This window comes from Rhizobacter sp. P2_G4 (genome assembly GCF_056403575.1).
In genome coordinates this window covers 781827-800266 of the sequence record NZ_JBFUFG010000001.1, presented here as the reverse complement: position 1 = coordinate 800266, position 18440 = coordinate 781827, and the positions used below count along the sequence as shown (strand labels likewise).

At 67.7% G+C, this 18440-nt stretch carries 13 protein-coding genes; 9 read left to right on the top strand and 4 right to left on the bottom strand.

The features are described 5' to 3' along the window. The 4 genes from bioF (at position 1) to AC1DYS_RS03830 (ending at position 6007) form a co-directional block, all read left to right on the top strand. Complete coding sequence (bioF, locus tag AC1DYS_RS03845) at positions 1 to 1146, top strand: 8-amino-7-oxononanoate synthase (RefSeq protein ID WP_477896212.1); 1146 nt, start codon at positions 1 to 3, stop codon at positions 1144 to 1146. A gap of 49 nt (positions 1147 to 1195) precedes the next feature. Continuing rightward, positions 1196 to 3238, top strand: a complete 2043-nt coding sequence (locus AC1DYS_RS03840) for an oxidoreductase (protein WP_477896210.1) — start codon at positions 1196 to 1198, stop codon at positions 3236 to 3238. Positions 3239 to 3331: 93 nt separating this feature from the next. Further along, positions 3332 to 4375, top strand: coding sequence for an extracellular catalytic domain type 1 short-chain-length polyhydroxyalkanoate depolymerase (locus AC1DYS_RS03835; protein WP_477896208.1), 1044 nt, complete (start codon positions 3332 to 3334; stop codon positions 4373 to 4375). A 180-nt stretch (positions 4376 to 4555) separates the two neighbouring features. Next, entirely contained in the window at positions 4556 to 6007 is a 1452-nt protein-coding gene (locus tag AC1DYS_RS03830; protein ID WP_477896206.1) for a Dyp-type peroxidase, read from the top strand. A gap of 29 nt (positions 6008 to 6036) precedes the next feature. Here the strand turns inward: AC1DYS_RS03830 and AC1DYS_RS03825 are convergent, their stop codons facing one another. Both AC1DYS_RS03825 and AC1DYS_RS03820 read right to left on the bottom strand, forming a co-directional pair. Beyond that, the gene (locus AC1DYS_RS03825; protein ID WP_477896204.1) at positions 6037 to 6315 is read right to left on the bottom strand and encodes a DUF427 domain-containing protein; all 279 of its coding nucleotides are present in this window, start codon (positions 6313 to 6315) and stop codon (positions 6037 to 6039) included. Positions 6316 to 6353: 38 nt separating this feature from the next. Continuing rightward, positions 6354 to 7337 carry a helix-turn-helix transcriptional regulator gene (locus tag AC1DYS_RS03820; RefSeq protein WP_477896202.1) on the bottom strand — a complete coding sequence of 328 codons (984 nt, stop codon included), beginning with the start codon at positions 7335 to 7337 and terminating at the stop codon, positions 6354 to 6356. Positions 7338 to 7534: 197 nt separating this feature from the next. Between AC1DYS_RS03820 and AC1DYS_RS03815 the strand changes: the two genes are divergently transcribed. After that, positions 7535 to 8629: a hypothetical protein gene (locus tag AC1DYS_RS03815; RefSeq protein WP_477896200.1), complete on the top strand. Its 1095-nt coding sequence runs from the start codon at positions 7535 to 7537 to the stop codon at positions 8627 to 8629. Positions 8630 to 8664: 35 nt separating this feature from the next. On the opposite strand, the gene acpA is transcribed toward AC1DYS_RS03815, so the two are convergent. Continuing rightward, entirely contained in the window at positions 8665 to 10710 is a 2046-nt protein-coding gene (gene acpA / locus AC1DYS_RS03810; protein ID WP_477896198.1) for an acid phosphatase, read from the bottom strand. Between the two features lie 100 nt (positions 10711 to 10810). Here acpA and AC1DYS_RS03805 point away from each other — a divergent pair, with 100 nt between their 5' ends. From AC1DYS_RS03805 to AC1DYS_RS03790, 4 genes are all read left to right on the top strand, one after another. Further along, positions 10811 to 12016 carry a cytochrome-c peroxidase gene (locus AC1DYS_RS03805; protein WP_477896196.1) on the top strand — a complete coding sequence of 402 codons (1206 nt, stop codon included), beginning with the start codon at positions 10811 to 10813 and terminating at the stop codon, positions 12014 to 12016. Between the two features lie 104 nt (positions 12017 to 12120). Continuing rightward, a complete protein-coding gene (locus AC1DYS_RS03800) occupies positions 12121 to 13545 on the top strand; it encodes an efflux transporter outer membrane subunit (RefSeq protein ID WP_477896194.1) in 1425 nt (474 codons plus the stop codon). Positions 13546 to 13561: 16 nt separating this feature from the next. Beyond that, positions 13562 to 14701: an efflux RND transporter periplasmic adaptor subunit gene (locus AC1DYS_RS03795; RefSeq protein WP_477896192.1), complete on the top strand. Its 1140-nt coding sequence runs from the start codon at positions 13562 to 13564 to the stop codon at positions 14699 to 14701. A 27-nt stretch (positions 14702 to 14728) separates the two neighbouring features. Then, complete coding sequence (locus AC1DYS_RS03790) at positions 14729 to 17848, top strand: efflux RND transporter permease subunit (protein ID WP_477896190.1); 3120 nt, start codon at positions 14729 to 14731, stop codon at positions 17846 to 17848. A gap of 5 nt (positions 17849 to 17853) precedes the next feature. Here the strand turns inward: AC1DYS_RS03790 and AC1DYS_RS03785 are convergent, their stop codons facing one another. Beyond that, a complete protein-coding gene (locus AC1DYS_RS03785) occupies positions 17854 to 18378 on the bottom strand; it encodes a LapA family protein (protein WP_477896188.1) in 525 nt (174 codons plus the stop codon). Positions 18379 to 18440 lie beyond the last annotated feature (62 nt).

Genomic DNA, 18440 nt, shown 5'->3' with positions numbered 1-18440 from the left:
ATGAGCAGCAATTTCGAGACGCGCCTCGCCGAGCTCGACGCACAGCACCTGCGCCGCAAGCGCCGCGTCGTCGAAGCAAAAGACGGCCCGCATCTGCAGGTCAACGGGCGGCCCATGCTCTCGTTCGCGAGCAACGACTACCTTGGCCTCGCGCAGCACCCGGCGCTGATCCGTGCGGCGCAGGAGGCCGCAGCGCAGTACGGTGTCGGCGCCACCGGCTCGGCGATGATCAGCGGGCATGAAGCACCACACGATGCGTTGGAGCGAGAGCTCGCCGCCTTCGTGCAGCGGCCGCGCGCGCTCTACTTCGGCTCGGGCTACATGGCGAACATGGGGATCGTGCCGGCGCTGGTCGGCCGCGGCGATGCGGTGTTCTCGGATGCGCTGAACCACGCCTGCCTGATCGACGGTGCGCGCCTGTCGCGGGCCGAGTCGCACATCTACCCGCACAACGATCTCGCGACCCTGGCTGCTCAGCTGGCTGCATCCAAGGCGCCGCGCAAGCTGGTCGTCACCGATGCGGTGTTCAGCACGGATGGTGACTTCGCCCCGCTGCAGGCCATGCTCGGCCTGTGCGAGCAGCACGATGCCTTGCTGCTGATCGATGACGCCCATGGCTTCGGCGTCGTCGGCCCGCAAGGCCGCGGCACTGCCGCGCACCTCGGCCTGCAGTCGCCACGCCTGGTCTACATGGCCACGCTCGGCAAGGCAGCAGGCGGCTCGGGTGCCTTCGTCGCAGGCGAAGAGAACACCATCGAATGGATCATGCAGCGGGCTCGCACCTACATCTTCGCCACCGCCGCGCCGGCGATGGTGGTGCAGGCAGCACGCGAAAGCCTGAAGGTGATCGCGGCCGAAGGCTGGCGACGAGAGCAGCTCGCGTGCCTGATCACGCGCCTGCGTGCCGGCACGCAGGGTTTGCGCTGGCAACTCGCCGCGTCGCCCACCGCGATCCAGCCCTTGATGGTCGGCGGCAACGAACAGGCGCTGGTGCTCATGAAAGCGCTCGACGCACAAGGCCTGTGGGTGCCGGCCATCCGCCCGCCCACCGTGCCTGAGGGCACCGCGCGGCTGCGCATTTCGCTCTCCGCCGCACACAGCGAAGCCGATGTGGATCGGTTGATCCACGCATTGCAAGCCAGCTAGCCGTCCGTACCATCCGGCGACCTCTCACTCCGCCGCAGAGCCTCACGCCATGCAGCCCTACCCTCACCTGCTCGCGCCGCTCGACCTCGGCTTCACCACGCTGAAGAACCGCGTGCTCATGGGCAGCATGCACACCGGGCTCGAAGACGGGCGCAAGCACTTCCCCGCCATGGCCGCCTTCTTCGCCGAGCGCGCACGCGGTGGCGTGGGCCTGATGGTCACCGGCGGCTTCGCGCCGAACATCGAAGGCTGGGCCAAGCCCTTCGCCGGCATGTTGACCACGAGCGGCGCAGCCAAGCGGCACCAGCTCGTGACCAACGCGGTGCACGCCGAAGGCGGCAAGATCGCACTGCAGGTCCTGCACACCGGGCGCTATGGCTACCAGCCATTCTGCGTGGCACCGTCGCGCATCCAGTCGCCGATATCGCCGTTCACCCCTCGCGAGCTGGGGGCGCGTGGCATCGAGCGGCAGATCCGCGCCTTCGTGCGCTGCGCCAAGCTCGCGCGCGAGGCCGGCTACGACGGTGTCGAGGTGATGGGCAGCGAAGGCTACTTCATCAACCAGTTCCTCGTCACCCACACCAACAAGCGCGACGACGAATGGGGCGGCGCTTACGAGAACCGCATGCGCCTGCCGGTCGAGATCGTGCAGCGCACGCGCGAGGCGCTGGGGCCCGACTTCATCATCATCTACCGCCTGTCGATGCTCGACCTGATCCCCGATGGCAGCTCGTGGCCTGAGGTGGTGACCCTCGCAAAGGCGATTGCCGCGGCCGGCGCGACCATCATCAACACCGGCATCGGCTGGCACGAAGCGCGCGTGCCGACCATCGCCACCAGCGTGCCGCGCGGCGCCTTCGGCTGGGTCACGCAGAAGATGCGCCGCGAGCTCCGCGCCGCAGGGCTGAACATTCCGCTGATCACCAGCAACCGCATCAACATGCCCGAGGTGGCCGAGCAACTGCTGGCCGAAGGCTGCGCCGACATGGTGAGCCTGGCGCGCCCGCTGTTGGCCGACCCCGAGTTCGTCAACAAGGCGGCGCGCAACAAGAGTCTCGAGATCAACACCTGCATCGCCTGTAACCAGGCCTGCCTGGACCACACCTTCAAATCGCAGCTCGCCAGCTGCCTCGTCAACCCACGCGCCGGGCACGAGACGGAGCTGGTGATTCGCTTGGCGCCGAAGAAGAAGCGCGTCGCCGTGGTCGGTGCCGGGCCGGCCGGGCTCGCTGCGGCCACCACGCTCGCCGAGCGCGGTCACGAGGTACATCTGTTTGAAGCTGCCTCGATGATCGGCGGCCAGTTCAACATGGCCAAGCGCGTGCCGGGCAAGGAAGAGTTCGTCGAGGCGCTGCGCTACTTTCGCCAACGCATCGACGACACCGGCGTGAAGCTCTCGCTCGACACGCGCGTGACCGCCGACGATTTGCGCGATTTCGACGAGGTGGTGATCGCCACCGGCGTGCTGCCGCGCAACCCGAAGATCCCCGGCAGCGACGGTCCCAACGTGCTCAGCTACGTCGACGTGCTGCTGCACCAGAGGCCGGTCGGCGCACGCGTGGCCATCGTCGGCGCCGGTGGCATCGGCTTCGACGTGGCCGAGTACCTTGTCACCGCGCCCGGCCATTCGCCGACGATGAACCTCAAGGAATGGCTCGCCGAATGGGGTGTGGTCGACCCCGAGACCGTGCGCGGTGGTGTGGTGCGGGCCCGGCCTGCGCCGCCTGCGCGCCAGGTCACGCTGCTGCAGCGCAAGGCCGGCAAGCTCGGCAAGGGCCTGGGCAAGACAACCGGCTGGATCCACCGCGCCGCGCTGCAGATGAAGCAGGTCGAGATGATCGGCGGCGTCAACTACGAGCGCATCACGCCGCAGGGACTGTTCATCACCTATGGCGAGAAGCACAGCGACGGCCAGCTCATCGAGTGCGACACGGTCGTGCTCTGCGCCGGCCAGGAGCCACTTCGCGAGTTGCTCGAGCCTCTGAAGGCAGCCGGTGTCAGCACCCACTTGATCGGCGGCGCCGACGAAGCCGGCGAACTCGATGCCAAGCGCGCCATCGACCAGGGCACCCGGCTCGCTGCACAGCTGTGAGTCCGCTTTTGACGTAAGGGTTTGCCACCGGCCCCGCTGGGGCAAAAGGGCTAATCTGGCGGAAATGTTGCACCGCAGCAAACCCAGATGTCCATGAACTCGAAGCCCTTTTCCAAACTGATCGCCCAGGCGACGGCACTCACTCGCCGTGGCAGCCTGACCGAGGCCACACAGGCCATCCAGCGCGCCCTGCACCTGTCGCGCAAGCCTCAGCCTGCGCCGGCTCAGCCGGCAGACGACGTGGTGGTGCTAGACGGCCTAGTGCGCGAAGTCGAGACGCCACCAGTAGCGCCGCCACAACCGGCCAGCTTCGATGAGCTGCCCTTCGCCACGCCGCAGGGCCTGCGCCACTACAAGCTCTTTCTGCCGGCAGGCCTGGGTGACCGCCGCGCGCCGCTGGTGGTGATGCTGCACGGCTGCTCGCAAGACCCGGACGACTTCGCCGCCGGCACGCGCATGAACCAGTTTGCGCAGGCGCGCGGCTTTCGCGTGCTCTACCCGGCCCAGGCGCAGCGCTCCAACGCCTACAAGTGCTGGAACTGGTTTCGCCCCGGTGACCAGCGCCGCGACGCGGGTGAACCCGCGTTGCTCGCCGCCATCACCCGCCAGGTCATGCAGACACACGCCGTCGACCCTGACCGGATCTACGTCGCCGGCTTGTCGGCGGGTGGTGCGATGTCGGCCATCCTGGCGCGCGAGTACCCCGATCTGTTCGCCGCGGCCGGCGTGCATTCCGGCCTCGCGCAGGGTGCGGCCAACGACGTGGCCTCCGCCTTCAACGTGATGAAGAACGGCCCGAGCGCCGTGCTGGCCGCGCCTTCGGCCTCACCGGTGCCGATGATCGTGTTCCACGGCGACCAGGACGGCACCGTGCACCCTCGCAACGGCGAGCACCTGGTCGCAGGGCACGCCGCGTCGGAGGCATCACCCGGCTCAGCAGAAGGCGGCCGCAGCTACGTGCGCACCACCTACCGCGATACCGCCGGCCGGCCCATCGCCGAACACTGGCTGGTGCATGGCAGCGGCCATGCGTGGTCGGGTGGCAGTGAGGAAGGCAGCTACACCGACCCGCAAGGGCCGGACGCCACGCACGAGATGCTGCGCTTCTTCGGCGAGCACAAGCGGCACGCCAATTGAGCTATACGCCGCGATGCGGTGACTCGATCAACCTCAAAGCAGCGGCGCAACACGTCCCCAAGCTTGAGGATGTATGCCGCAACGTCCCCAAGAGGGAGGATGCCGCGCGCAGACGACCTTTCTACATTGGCCTTCCTGCGACGCCGTTCCATGGTGCCGCCCACGCCAAGGAGCTTCGTCATGCCAGTCAACCTCAACGCATTGCTCGCCTGGAAGAAGGCCAATGCCGATGAACTCAAGCTCTTGCAAAGTCTGCAGGGCAACATCCTCAAAGGGCACGGCCGCGACTTCACGGCCAACATCTTCTTCAAATTGAACCCCGCCAAGCAGGTCGAAGCGCGCCGCGCACTGCGCCAAATCACGAGCTTCCACATCACCAGCGCACATCGCCAGTTGCTCGAAGCCGAGCAGTTCAAGGCCACCGGCTCGGGCTCGACCCCATTCGTGCACCTCGCGCTGTCTTTCAAAGGCTATCAAGCGCTTGGTCTGGCCGCCAGCGCACCCAGCGATCCCGACTTCCAAGCCGGCATGAAGGCATCGGCCAGCCTCGCTGCGTTGGCGGACCCACCCATCAACAGTTGGGAGAACGCATTCCAACAAGAGATCCACGGCGTGTTGATCGCAGCACATGACAACCGCAGCGAAGCCGCGGCACTGACTCGCTCGCTGGAAGAACTGATTCAAGAGGGCGGCGGATCCGTTGTCCACGTTCAGCACGGCGCGGCACTGCGCAACAGGGCGGCGGTCGGCATCGAGAACTTCGGCTACGTCGACGGGCGCAGCCAGCCGCTGCTGTTGCAGGAAGACATCGAATCGGAGAACGCCCACGCCGGGTCGTCGCGGTGGGACCCGGCCTTCCCGCTGAACGCAGCCCTCATCGACGACCCAGGCGTCGCAGACGGAGTCAGCTTCGGCAGCCTGTTCGTTTTCCGCAAGCTAGAGCAAGACGTTCGCGGCTTCAAAAAGCGCGAGCAGCAGATCGCCGATGTCCTTGAGCTTAAGGGCGAAGCGCGCGAACTCGCCGGCGCCTTGATCGTCGGTCGCTTCGAGGATGGCACCCCTGTCACCCTGTCTGACGAGGCACGCGGCGAAGTCCCGTCGAACGACTTCAACTACACCGGCGACGCCGGCAAGCGATGCCCGTTCCACGCTCACATCCGCAAGTCGAACCCGCGTGGCAGCGGCGGCGCAGAAGCAGAGGCCGCCGAGCGGACACATTTGATGCCGCGCCGTGGCATCCCGTATGAAGACGTGAAGCGCAACGTCCACCCCGAAGAGTTGCCCGAGGCCGAGACCCTCGCCGAGTTCAACAGCGACGTGGCGCCGCTGCTGCCGACGGGTGGTGTCGGGCTTCTCTTCATGGCCTACAACCGCGAGATCGCGCACCAGTTCAAGTTCACTCAACAGACGTGGGTCAACAACACCGGCTTTCCTCTGCAGCCTTCCGGCGCCCATGGAATTGACCCGGTCATTGGCCAAGGCGCGGCGAACCCTACCGATCAAAAACTGCCCAAGCAGTGGGACAACCCGGCGGCCGGCACTGGCAACAACGTCAGTTTCGCCGGCTTCGTGAAGATGCGCGGCGGCGAATACTTCTTCTCACCGAGCCTGACGTTTCTTCGAAATCTCTGAGCGGTGCGAAAGAGTGCGGCGTGAAGGTCTCACTCCACCTTCACGCCCTTCCAGAACGCCACGCGCCCCTTGATCTGCGAGGCGGCCTCGCTAGGCTCGGGGTAGTACCAGACGGCATCAGGGTTCATCTCGCCGTTCACGAACAGGCTGTAGTAGTACGCCTGCCCTTTCCACGGGCAGCTCGTCCGGTGGTTGCTGAAGCTCACGTACTCGCGCTTCAGGCTGCTCTCGGGAAAGTAGTGGTTGCCTTCGACGATCACGGTGTCGTCGCTCTCGGCAATGGTGGCGCCGTTCCAAGTGGCTTTCATTCGCTGCTGCTCCTTGTCAGGACTTCTCAATAGGTCGCTCAAGCGTACAGCGCCTCGGCATTCTTCAGCCGCTGCGCGATCAGAGCCACCAGGCTCTTGTCGCCCTTCACCTCGACGCTGTCGCCGTGGCGCAGGATGTCCATCGCCAGCTCGGTCGGGTCGGCATACGGCACCTGCAGCTCGTAGCGGCCGTCGCTGAGCCAGCGGCCCTTCTGCTGCGCGTGCCACTCTTCCACCGCCACCCACTGCGCGGCATCGGCCTGGAAGACGAGCGTCGCCCACTTCACCTTGGTGCCCGTGCCGCTGTAGATGCCGTAGCCGGCGTCGAGCTCGGTCTCCAGGTCTTTGACGGCCACGTTGCGAGCCTTGGTCTCCAGTGGCTTGGCTTCTTGCACCGCGTCGAGGGCGAAGCGCCGCAGGCCCTCGCTCGCATGGCACCACGCGTCGAGGTACCAGGTGTTGCGGTAGTTCACCAGGCGCTGCGGCGACACCTCGCGCTCGCTGGTGCTACGGTCGCTGCGCTTGAAGTAGCGCAACCACACCCGCTTGCGCTGCACCAGCGCGCTGCCCAGCAGCTCGAAGTAGCGGCTGGGCGCGCGCCGCCGCGCGGTAGAGATCACCTTCACGCGACGCATCAGCTCGCGCGCCTCGCTCTCGTCGGCACCGAGCATGCCTTGCAGCTTGTCCATCATCGGCTGCAGATGGCGTGAGAGCACGCCATCGTCGTCGAGGCCGGTCATCAGCTGGTGCATGGTCAGCAGCGCGGTGATCTCCTTCTCGCTGAACCACAGGCCCGGCAACTCGTGGCGCTGCTGGGACGTGCTCGTTTCCGCCTCGAAGCGGTAGCCGTTGTCGAAACGGTCGTAGACGATGGGCGCGCTGAGCCGGTCGCGCAGGTACTGCAGGTCGCGCTTCAGCGTGGCGGGCGACACGTCGAGCTCGTCGCGCAGCGCCTCGAAGCTCACGCAGCCGCGGCTGCGCAGCAGCAGTTCGATCTTGTAGAAGCGTTCAGTCCGGTCCATGGATTCCGTTCAGGTGAAAGCGTTGTTCTTAGGCCTGTGCTGGCTCACCAGATGAGCCACCAGCAGAAGCATATCGCGAGATGCGGATTCGCCACACGATCAATGCATGATGCAGTAGCTCACTTCTTGAGCCACCCAGCCGCAACACTGGCTCCATCGCTGCAAGGGTTGCAGTGAATTCCGAACCGGAGCCCACCATGACCACCGAACTGCACACGATCAACACCGCCACCAGCCTCACCACGCACGAGCACATCGGCTTCGAGCTGGGCTGGGACTACGCGCACCACAGCGTCACGCCGCCCGCGCCGTATGCCCAGGAGCCTTCGCCGCTGCGCAACGGCTGGCTCGCCGGCCAGGCCAGCTTCGGCCTGCGCACGCTGGAGCCCACCCGCCACGTCCGCAAGTGGCTGCAGCTGCGACTGCACGCCTGGCTGCGCGGCCGCGGTGTCGAGCTGGTGCAGGTGACGCCCAACTACCTGCAGCAGATCGACGTGAGCCACTGCCCCATCACCCGCGCGCCGCTCAGCAGCGCGACGATGGAAGGCAGTGACGCCTCCATCGACCGCGTGCGCAGCGACGCCAGCTACGCCGCCGGCAACCTGGCCGTGATGGCTACCCGCGCCAACCACGCCAAGGCCGCCTACGGCTTTCGTGACGCCCTGCAGTTCGTGAAGCAGATCGAAGACGGCGCGCTGGGTGGCATCGACGGCCTGAGCGCCGCGCAATGGGCCCGCGTGGCGGTGCTGTGCAGCTTCGTCGAGCCACTGCCGCACGAAGAAGCCTGCACGCTGCCGATGCTGGTGCTGCCGCCCAACCGGCTGCGCCTGTTCAACCCCGCACAGGCGCTGCAGGCCTTCATCAGCCAGCAGCTGATGGTGCCCGGTTGGAGCCACCGCATCGCGCGCCTCGAAGACCTGCTGCCCGGCAAGGCCGTGAAGCGCGCCTTCCAGGTCTTCTTCCATGCGCTGCTGCCGCGCGTGCTCGAGGTCGGCAAGACCACCGACGCGCAAGCCCTGCGCTGGGCGATCGAAGACGCGTGGCGCAACCCGCTCGCGCTGCAGCGCTGGACGGCATTCGCCAGCCAGCTGACCGCCGCGCAGTGCGAAAACATCGTCGCCCGCGCCGGTGCACGCAAGCTCGGCGCGCAACTCGTGCAGCCGCTCAGCGACGAGCAGGCCGTGGACGGCTGGAACCTGGAGACGCGCGGTTATGTGCCGCACGCCGTGCTGCGCAAGCGCCTGCCGGCACCGCCGCGGCAGGCCGCGCAGCAGATGTCGCTGCTGCACTGACTCGCTGTCATTCCCGCCTCGCGGGAATGACGGGGCTACTGCGTGAAGTCGAGCGCGCCGGTGAGGTCACCCATCGGCGCGCTGCCGTTGGCGGCCAGGCCTTTGTCGCGCTCCACGATGCCCGGCAGCGACGCCAGCGACCAGCGGTGCGTGATGAAGCGCAGGATGGAACCGGTGTCGTACTGCGTGCTGTCGACGAAGCCCTTCTTCACATACGGCGACACGATGATCGCCGGAATGCGCGTGCCCGGGCCCCAGCGGTCGCCACGCGGCACCGGCGCGTGGTCATAGAAGCCGCCGTTCTCGTCGTAGGTGATGACGACCAGCATGCGCTTCCACTGCGGGCTCTGCTCCAGCTTGGCGATCACGTCGGCAATGTGCGCATCGCCATCGGCCAGGTTGGCGTAGCCGGCGTGCTGGTTGAGGTTGCCCTGTGGCTTGTAGAACGTCACTGCGGGTAACTGGCCAGCCGCGGCGTCGACGAGGAACTGGCTGTCGAAGTCGCGCAGGTGTTGCTGGCGCGCCTCGGCCTTCGTCAACGGGTCGAACGCCGTGTAGTAGTTGAAGGGCTGGTGGTGGGTCTGGAAGTTGATCTTGCCGCGGTAGATCTGGTTGCGCGCTTCCGGCGTGCCGGCGCTCACCGTGTTCCAGCCTCCCGCATACCAGGCCCAGGGCACGCCCTTGGCATCGAGCGTGTCACCGATGGTGGCTTGTGTCAGCGGAGGCAAGGTGCTCGGGCGCGTCAGGTCGGCCAGGCGGCCATCGCCACCCGCCACGGGTGCCGCGCCGCTGGGCTGGTAGGCCGGCTGCATGGTGTTGATCGTGTAGTACATGCCGCTCGCGTCCTTGGGCGTGAGGGCGCCGTCGCGCAGGTGGCGCGGCGCACCGGCGAGCACCGTCGTAGGCATGTTGGCCGCCGGCGAGAGGCGCACGAAGCGGCCCTGGTCGTCGACGTCGATGGCGCTGATCAGCTCCTTGGCCGGCGAGGTGTCGGCGTTGGGGTATTGCGGCGCGCAGGCACAGATGAGGTACTGGTGGTTCAGGTAGGACCCGCCGAACGCGCCCATGAAGAAGTTGTCGGCCAGCGCATAGCGCTGCGCCACCTTCCACAGCGCCATCTGGCTGCCGTCGTAGTAGCCCATGCTCAGGCCGCCGGCGTCGGAATAGGCCGCGAAGCGGTCGTTCGCGCCACCGCTGATCTGCATCATGTTGTTGTAGTAGCGGTGCACCAGGTCGCGCGTGATGACGGTCTGCGGCACCACCACCCCGCTGCTGCCCACGCCCTTCGGGTCGTCGATCTGGAACATCGCGTTCGGCAGGCCGGTCGATTGCGCCTGGGTCAGCGTCACCGGCTGGCCACCGGCGGTGAGTCCGCCCCAGGCCGGCGGCAGCACCGGCAGCACGCGGCCGTCGAAGTCTTTCTGCGGCGCGGCGATGCCCTTGGCGCTCGGGTTCTTGCCCGGAATGCCGTTGGCGCCGGGGAACAGGCCGTAGAGCGTGTCGAACCCACGGTTCTCCGCAAAGATCACCACCACCGTGTCGATGCCGTCGAGCGCCAAGTGGTTGCGCAACGCCTTCACGCGGTCGCCCGAGGTGCCGGCCGCGTCCACCGCGGCGCCGATGCGTGGCAGCAGCTGCGCCTGCTCGGCAACCACGGCCTCGTCTCTCGCATCGAGCAGCTTGTCTTCGGCAATCCCCAGCCGCTTGGCGAGCAAGGCGCGCGCAGCCGGCAGCGAGCCGCCGTTCGCGTCCACCAAGGCGCTCAGTTCGGTGGTGACAGGGCTGAGCACACTGATGCCGGCCGGCGCGCGCAACACGATCTTGTCGGCCTCGCCCACCAGCGGCTCGGTGCCGGCCAGTTCGAACGCACCCTTGGCATCGGCCACCGTGCCGGGCTCGCCGACGTCGCAACGCGCATTTGCGTTCACATCGCGACAAACCTTCATGGCCGCAAACCCCTGGGCCACGCCATGCGTCGCGTCGATCACGCTGGCTGTTTCGGTCGGCGCGGTGTCGGTTGGCGGCGTGGCACAAGCCGCCAGAAGCACGGGGAGCAGACAAGCGGCTGGTTTGAGTTTCATCTGGGTTTCCGGAAAGTCGGCAAGAAGGGAAGTATTCAGTAAGAAAACGGACCGTAGACTAAATCCCTCCATCCAGGAATCCCCGTTCTTCTTCACCTCCATGCGCCTGCCTCGCTACATCGCCACGGCCCTGCTGTGTTGCCTCGCCTTGCGGGCAGGCGGCGAGACGCCGGCACCGTATGCGCAGCAACCCGACGTTGCGCAACTCACCGCGCTGGGCCGGGCCATGTTCTTCGACCGGTCGCTGTCGGCCAGCGGCAAGGTATCGTGCGCCACCTGCCACGACCCGCGCCACGCCTACGGCCCGCCGCCCGGCCAGGCCATGCCGCGTGGCACGCTGCGCGCCGTGCCGTCGCTGCGTTACTTGCAGACAGTGCCGTCGTTCACCGAGCACTTCTTCGACAGCGATGGCGACGACAGCATCGACGCCGGCCCCACCGGCGGCCACACCTGGGACGGCCGTGCCGACTCGGTCCACGACCAGGCACGCCTGCCGATGCTGTCGCGCCACGAGATGGGCAACCCCGATGCCGCCCAGGTGGTGCGCAAGCTGGCACGCACCGACTATGCGGCGCAGTTCCGCCGCGTCTTCGGTGACGACGTGTTCAGCGACACGGCCCGCGCGTTCGATGGTGCCCTGCTGGCACTCGAGGTCTTCCAGCAATCGCCGGCCGACTTCTTCCCCTACAGCAGCCGCTACGACGCGGTGCTGCGCGGGCAGGCCACGCTGACTCCGCAGGAGGCGCGCGGTCTGTCTCTCTTCAACGACGCCGACAAGGGCAACTGCGCGTCATGCCACCGCAGCGAGCCCACGCCCGATGGGGCCTTTCCGCTGTTCACCGACTTCGGCCACATCGCCCTCGGCCTGCCACGCAACCACGCCATCGCGGCCAACGCGGACCCGCGCTTCTTCGACCTGGGCGTGTGCGGCCCGCAGCGCACCGACATGGTCGATCACCCCGAGTACTGCGGCCGCTTCCGTGCGCCGAGCTTGCGCAACGTGGCCCTGCGGGACCGCTTCTTTCACAACGGTGTCGCACGCTCGCTCGATGCTGCGGTGCGCTTCTATGTGGAACGCGACACCCGCCCTGAGCGTTGGTACAAAACGAGACAAAACGACAAGGGAATGAAGTACAACGACCTGCCTGCCGCGTACCATGCCAACGTCAACACGGAGCCACCTTTCGGCAGCCAGCCGGGTGACACACCGCGACTCGATGAACGCGACATCCGCGACATCGTCGCCTTCCTGAAGACACTCACTGATGCCGATCAGCTGCCTGCCCAGACGAAGGGCGGGCGCTGAGACGCTGTTTTCACCAAGACCCTCCTGACATGCCGTTGTCAGGAGCCGTCGGGCAGCATCACCCCGCCGCCCGGCACCCCGGTTCGCTTTTGCCAAGAACAACCATGCGCCAACCGCTTTATCGATTGCCCTACCGACTTGCCCCGCTGGCCTTGACGGCCCTGCTCGCCGCGTGCGCCAGCACGGCACCGCCACCGTCACCGCAGACCACTGCACCGACGCAATGGCAGGCGCCTCTGCCGCACAACGGGCAGCTCACCGACCTCGCGCGGTGGTGGCAGCAGTTCAACGACCCGCTGCTGACGCAGCTGATCGATGCCGCGCAGAAAGAAAGCCCCACGCTGGCCTCGGCCGCGTCGCGCCTCGAGCAATCGCGTGCCACCCGTGTGGCCGCTGGCGGAGCATTGCTGCCCACGCTGGATGCCACCGCCAGCACCGTTCGCGGCCGCACTGACCTGTCGTTGCCGGTGGGCACCAGCAGCTCCGTCGGCCTGCAGGCCGGCTGGGAGCTCGACCTCTTCGGCGGCGGCCGCGCCGCGCGCGACGCCGCACAGGCCCGTCTCGAAGGCGCCGAGGCCTCGTGGCATGCCGCACGCGTGGCCGTGGCCGCCGAAGTCGCGAGCGACTACCTCGCATTGCGCGCGTGCGAAGCCCAGGTCCTGCAGACACAGGCCGACGCCACCTCGCGTGCCGAGTCCGCCCGGCTGACCGACCTCAGCGCCAAGGCCGGCTTCCAGTCGCCGGCCAACGCCGCGCTGACCCGCGCGAGCGCCGCGCAGAGCAACGCGCTCCTCACCGCCCAGAAGGCGCAGTGCGACATGACGGTGAAGGCGCTGGTCGCCCTCACCGGGCTCGACGAGCCGGGCTTGCGCAGCCAGCTCGCAGCCGGTGCCGCGCGGCTGCCCGAGCCGGCGCAGATCGCCATCCAGACGGTGCCGGGCGAGGTGCTGAACCAGCGGCCCGATCTGTTTGCCTCCGGCCGCGACCTGGTTGCAGCCAGTGCCGACCTGTCTCAAAGCCGCGCCGCACGCCTGCCGCGCATCACGCTGGCCGGCTCCATCGGCGCCACCCGGCTCGACTTCAGCGGCGGCCATGTCGACGGCACCACCTGGTCGATGGGCCCGCTCGCCGTGACGCTGCCGCTGTTCGATGGCGGCACGCGCCGCGCCAACGTCGACGCCGCCCGTGCCCGCTACGACGCTGCGGCCATCACCTACCGCAGCCAGCTGCGCGGTGCGGTGCGCGAGGTCGAAGAAGCACTGGTGCAGCTGCAGAGCACCGCCGGCCGCGGTGACGATGCACGCATCGCGGCCGAAGGCTTCGAGACCTCGTTCCGCGCCACCGAGTCTCGCTACAAGAGCGGCGCGGCGAGCCTGTTCGAACTCGAAGACGCGCGCCGCAGTGCCGTGCAGGCACAGAGCGCGCTGATCGACCTGCAACGCGAACGCGTGGCCGCCTGGATCCTGCTCTACCGCGCACTGGGTGGCGGCTGGACGCCGGCCGAGCCCACCACGCAAGCCAAGAACTGAAAACGAACGCCTCATCATGCTGAACACCATGAACAACCGCCTCAAGCCTTTCGTTCTGCCCTGCCTCGGCGCCGCGTTGATCGCCGGCACCTTCGTCGCCTTCAGCGTGCGCGCGGCCGACGACAAGAAAGCCGCCTCGGCGCCCAAGGCCGCGCTCACCGTCACGGTGACACAGCCGCTCACCGCCAAGCTGCCGCTCAAGATCGCCGCCAACGGCAGCATCGCCGCCTGGCAAGAGGCCAGCGTGGGCACCGAAGCCAACGGCCTGCGCCTGGCCGAGGTGCGCGCCAACGTGGGTGACGTGGTCAAGCGCGGCCAGGTGCTGGCGGTGTTCGCCTCTGACACCGTGAAGGCCGATGCCGCCCAGGTGAATGCGAGCGTCGCCGAAGCCGAGGCCGCGCTGGCCGAAGCGGCCGCCAATGCGCAGCGCGCCCGCGACCTGCAGCCCAGCGGCGCGCTGAGTGCGCAGCAGATCACGCAGTACCTCACGGCCGAGCGCACGGCGCAGGCGCGGCTGCAGGCACAGCGCGCCGCCGCCCAGGTGGCACAGCTGCGACTGGTGCAGACCCAGGTGGTCGCGCCCGATGCCGGCGTGATCTCGTCGCGCAGCGCGACCGTCGGCGCCGTGCTGCCGGCGGGGCAAGAGCTGTTCCGCCTGATCCGCCAGGGCCGCCTGGAGTGGCGTGCCGAAGTGCCGTCGAGCGATCTGGTGCGCGTGAAGGTCGGCCTGCCGGCCACGGTGGCGGCCACCAGCGGCGGCGCACCGGTCACGGGCAAGGTGCGCATGGTCGCCCCGACGGTCGATGCGCAGACGCGCAACGGCATCGTCTATGTGGACCTGGGTGCCTCGACCGACGTCAAGGCCGGCATGTTTGCCCGTGGTGAGTTCGACGTCGGCCAGAGCGAGGCGCTCACGCTGCCGCAGACCGCGGTCGTGCTGCGCGATGGCTTCAACTACGTGCTCAAGGTCGGCCCGGATTCGAAGGTCACGCAGGCCAAGGTGGCCGTGGGCCGGCGTGTCGGCGACCGCATCGAGATCACCAGCGGGCTCGATGCCGCGGCCCGGGTCGTGGCCTCGGGTGGCGGCTTCTTGAGCGACGGCGACACGGTGAAGGTGGTCGACGGCGCTGCCGCCAAGCCCATCGCCACCAAGTAAGCCACCAAGTACAAGAAGGGCCGCGCCATGTTCAACGTTTCATCCTGGTCGATCCGCAACCCGACGCCATCGATCCTGCTCTTCATCATGCTGACGCTGGCCGGCCTGCTCGGCTTCCAGGCGATGAAGATCCAGAACTTCCCCGACATCGACCTGCCGATGGTCACCGTGACGGCCTCGCTGCCAGGCGCGTCGCCGGCGCAGCTCGAGACCGAGGTCGCCCGCAAGCTCGAGAACTCCATCGCCACGCTGCAGGGCGTGAAGCACATCTACGCCAACCTGCAGGACGGCACGGCCACTCTCACCGTTGAGTTCCGCCTCGAGAAGCCGACGCAGGAAGCCGTGGACGACGTGCGCGACGCGGTCTCGCGCGTGCGCTCCGACCTGCCGGCCGACCTGCGCGACCCGGTGATCCAGAAGGTCAACCTCGCCGGCACGCCGATCCTCACCTACACCGTGTCGTCGGCCCGCATGGACGACGAAGCGCTCTCGTGGTTCGTCGACAACCAGGTCACCAAGGCCATGCTGGCAGTGCCGGGTGTCGGCGCGGTCACCCGCGTGGGCGGCGTCTCGCGCGAAGTGCGTGTCGAGCTCGACCCGGGGCGCCTGCTCGCGCTCAATGCGACGGCCGCCGACATCTCGCGCCAGCTGCGGCAAATCCAGCAAGAAGCCTCGGGCGGCCGCGCCGACCTGGGCGGCGCCGAGCAGTCGGTGCGCACGCTGGCCAATGTTCAGTCGGCTGACGAAATGGCGGCGATGGAGATCACGCTGACCGATGGCCGCCACATCCGCCTCGACCAGGTGGCCAAGGTCAGCGACACAGTGGCCGAACAACGCCAGGCCGCGCTGCTCAACGGCAAGCCGGTGGTGGGCTTCGAGATCGTGCGCTCGCGCGGTGCCGGCGAGATCGACGTGACGACCGGCGTGCGCGCCACGCTCGACAAGCTGAAGACGGCCCACCCCGACATCGAGGTCACCGAGGCCTTCAACTTCGTCGACCCGGTGGTCGAGAACTACGACGGCTCGATGAAGCTGCTGTACGAAGGCGCTGCGCTGGCGGTGCTGGTGGTGTTTCTGTTCCTGCGCGACTGGCGTGCCACCTTCGTGTCGGCGGTGGCGCTGCCGCTGTCGGCCATCCCGACCTTCGCGGTGATGCACCTGTTCGGCTTCACCGTCAACGTGGTCACGCTGCTGAGCCTGTCGCTGGTGGTCGGCATCCTGGTCGACGACGCCATCGTCGAGATCGAGAACATCATGCGGCACCTGCGCACGGGTCTCAAGACGCCGTACCAGGCCGCGATGGAAGCGGCCGACGAGATCGGCCTCGCCGTGATCGCCACCACCTTCACGCTGATCGCCGTGTTCCTGCCGACCGCCTTCATGGGTGGCGTGCCGGGCAAGTTCTTCGTGCAGTTCGGCTGGACGGCGGCGATCGCAGTGTTCTTCTCGCTGGTCGTGGCCCGCATGCTGACGCCGATGATGGCGGCCTACATCCTCAAGGTGCCCAAGCACGAAGAGAAAGAGGCGCGCTGGCTGTCGACCTACATGGTCTGGGTCGGCTGGTGCCTCAAGCACCGCCTGTGGACGCTGCTGGGCGCGGCGGTCTTCTTCTTCGGCTCGTTCGCGCTGGTTCCGTTCCTGCCGACCGGCTTCATCCCGCCGGACGATCTGTCGCAGACGCAGGTGACGATCACGCTGCCGCCGGGCAGCACCTTCAAGGAAACCTACGCGCTCGCCGAGCAGGCGCGCCAGGTGGTGCAAAAGAACCAGTACGTGAAGATGATCTACACCGCCATCGGTGGTGGCAGCGCCGGCTCCGACCCATTCGCAGGCGGCGGCGCCAGCAACGTGCGCACGGCGGTGCTGACGATCAACATGACGCACCGCAACGACCGCAGCGGCGTCAGCAAGCAGGACATCGAAGCCCAGCTGCGCACGGCGATGGAAGCCGTGCCGGGTGCGCGGGTGAAGGTCGGCCTCGGCGCCTCGAGCGAGAAGTACGTGTTGGTGCTGGCCGGTGAAGACGGCCGCGCGCTGGCCGAGCATGCGTCGGTGGTGGAGCGCGAGCTGCGCACCATCCCCGGCATCGGTGCCGTCACCTCGACCGCGAGCCTGGTCCGCCCCGAGCTCATCGTGCGGCCCGACTTCGCGCGTGCGGCCGACCTGGGGGTGACCTCCGCGGCCATCGCCGACACGCTGCGCATCGCCACTTCGGGCGACTACGACCAGGGCCTCGCCAAGCTCAACCTGAGCCAGCGCCAGGTGCCGGTGGTGGTGAAGCTCTCTGAAGGCGGCCGCCAGGACATCGACGTGCTGTCTCGCCTGCCGGTGCCCGGCGCGCGCGGCCCGGTGCCGCTGTCTAACGTGGCCACGCTCGAGATCGCAAGCGGCCCCGCCGAGATCGCGCGCTACGACCGGTTGCGCAACGTCAACTTCGAGATCGAGCTGAACCAGCAGCCGCTGGGTGCGGTGCAGGCCGCTGCCGAGAACATGCCGAGCCTGAAGAACCTGCCGACCGGGATCATCCAGACCTCGGTGGGGGACGCCGAAGCGATGGCCGACCTGTTCGCGAGCTTCGGCATCGCGATGCTGACCGGCGTGCTGTGCATCTACATCGTGCTGGTGCTGCTGTTCAAGGACTTCGTGCAGCCGGTGACCATTCTGGTGGCGTTGGTGCTGTCGATCCCGGGTGCGTTCCTCGCGCTCTTCCTCACGCACACCGCGCTGTCGATGCCGTCGATGATCGGCCTGATCATGCTGATGGGCATCGCAACCAAGAACTCGATCCTGCTGATCGACTACGTGATCCTGGCGCGGCGCGAGCATGGGCTCAACCGCTGGGAGGCCATCCTCGATGCGTGCCACAAGCGCGCGCGGCCGATCGTGATGACCACCATCGCCATGGGCGCCGGCATGACGCCGATCGCGCTCGGCCTGGGCGTGGACCCGAGCTTCCGCGCACCGATGGCCATCGTCGTCATCGGCGGGCTGATCACCTCGACCTTCCTCAGCCTGCTGGTGATCCCGGTGGTGTTCACCTTCGTCGACGACGCCGAGCAGTGGTTCTCGCGCAAGCTCAAGCGCGGGCATCACCACCACGGCGTGTCGCCGAAAGCCGGTGACGTGGCCACCGGCGAGGCGAAGTAAAAAAGTCAGCGGCGCAGCGGCGGCGTGTCCTCGCCGCGCGCCGTCAGCTCGGGCGGAGGCAGGTCACCGCGCTCGACGCGGTCTTCCAGCTCGCCGATGTGCGCGGCCAGCGTGTTGGTGCTCTGCTCGAGCCGCAGCGCGTACTCGTTCTGCAGCCTGTCGATGCGGGCCAGCACCTCGGCGCGTGTGTCGATCGACGATTTCGCGACCCTGACCAGCTCGCTCGTCAGGTAGCTGCGCAGCTCGACGAATCGCGAGGCCTCGGCCTTGTCGGCGAGGTCGCGTTGGGCCTGCAGCTCCTTGCTCATGCGGCGGGTGTCCATCAGCATCGTCGACTGGACAGAGATCGCCCACATCGTGAACAGCAGGGCGAGAAAGAGCGACACGCCCAGCATGATCAGGCCGAGCGGCGCCTGCACAGTGGTGAAGACCAGCGAGATCGTCGACAGCGCCGTGAAGGCCGGCCAGTTGATGAGCGCGAACAGGCCCACCAGAACGAGAACGACGAAGAGGGAAATTGCGCGTGCCATGGGCGTCTCCTTGCCATGTGTAGGCACCCAGCCTAGGGTGCGCGGCGGCGCGGCGCTGTAGG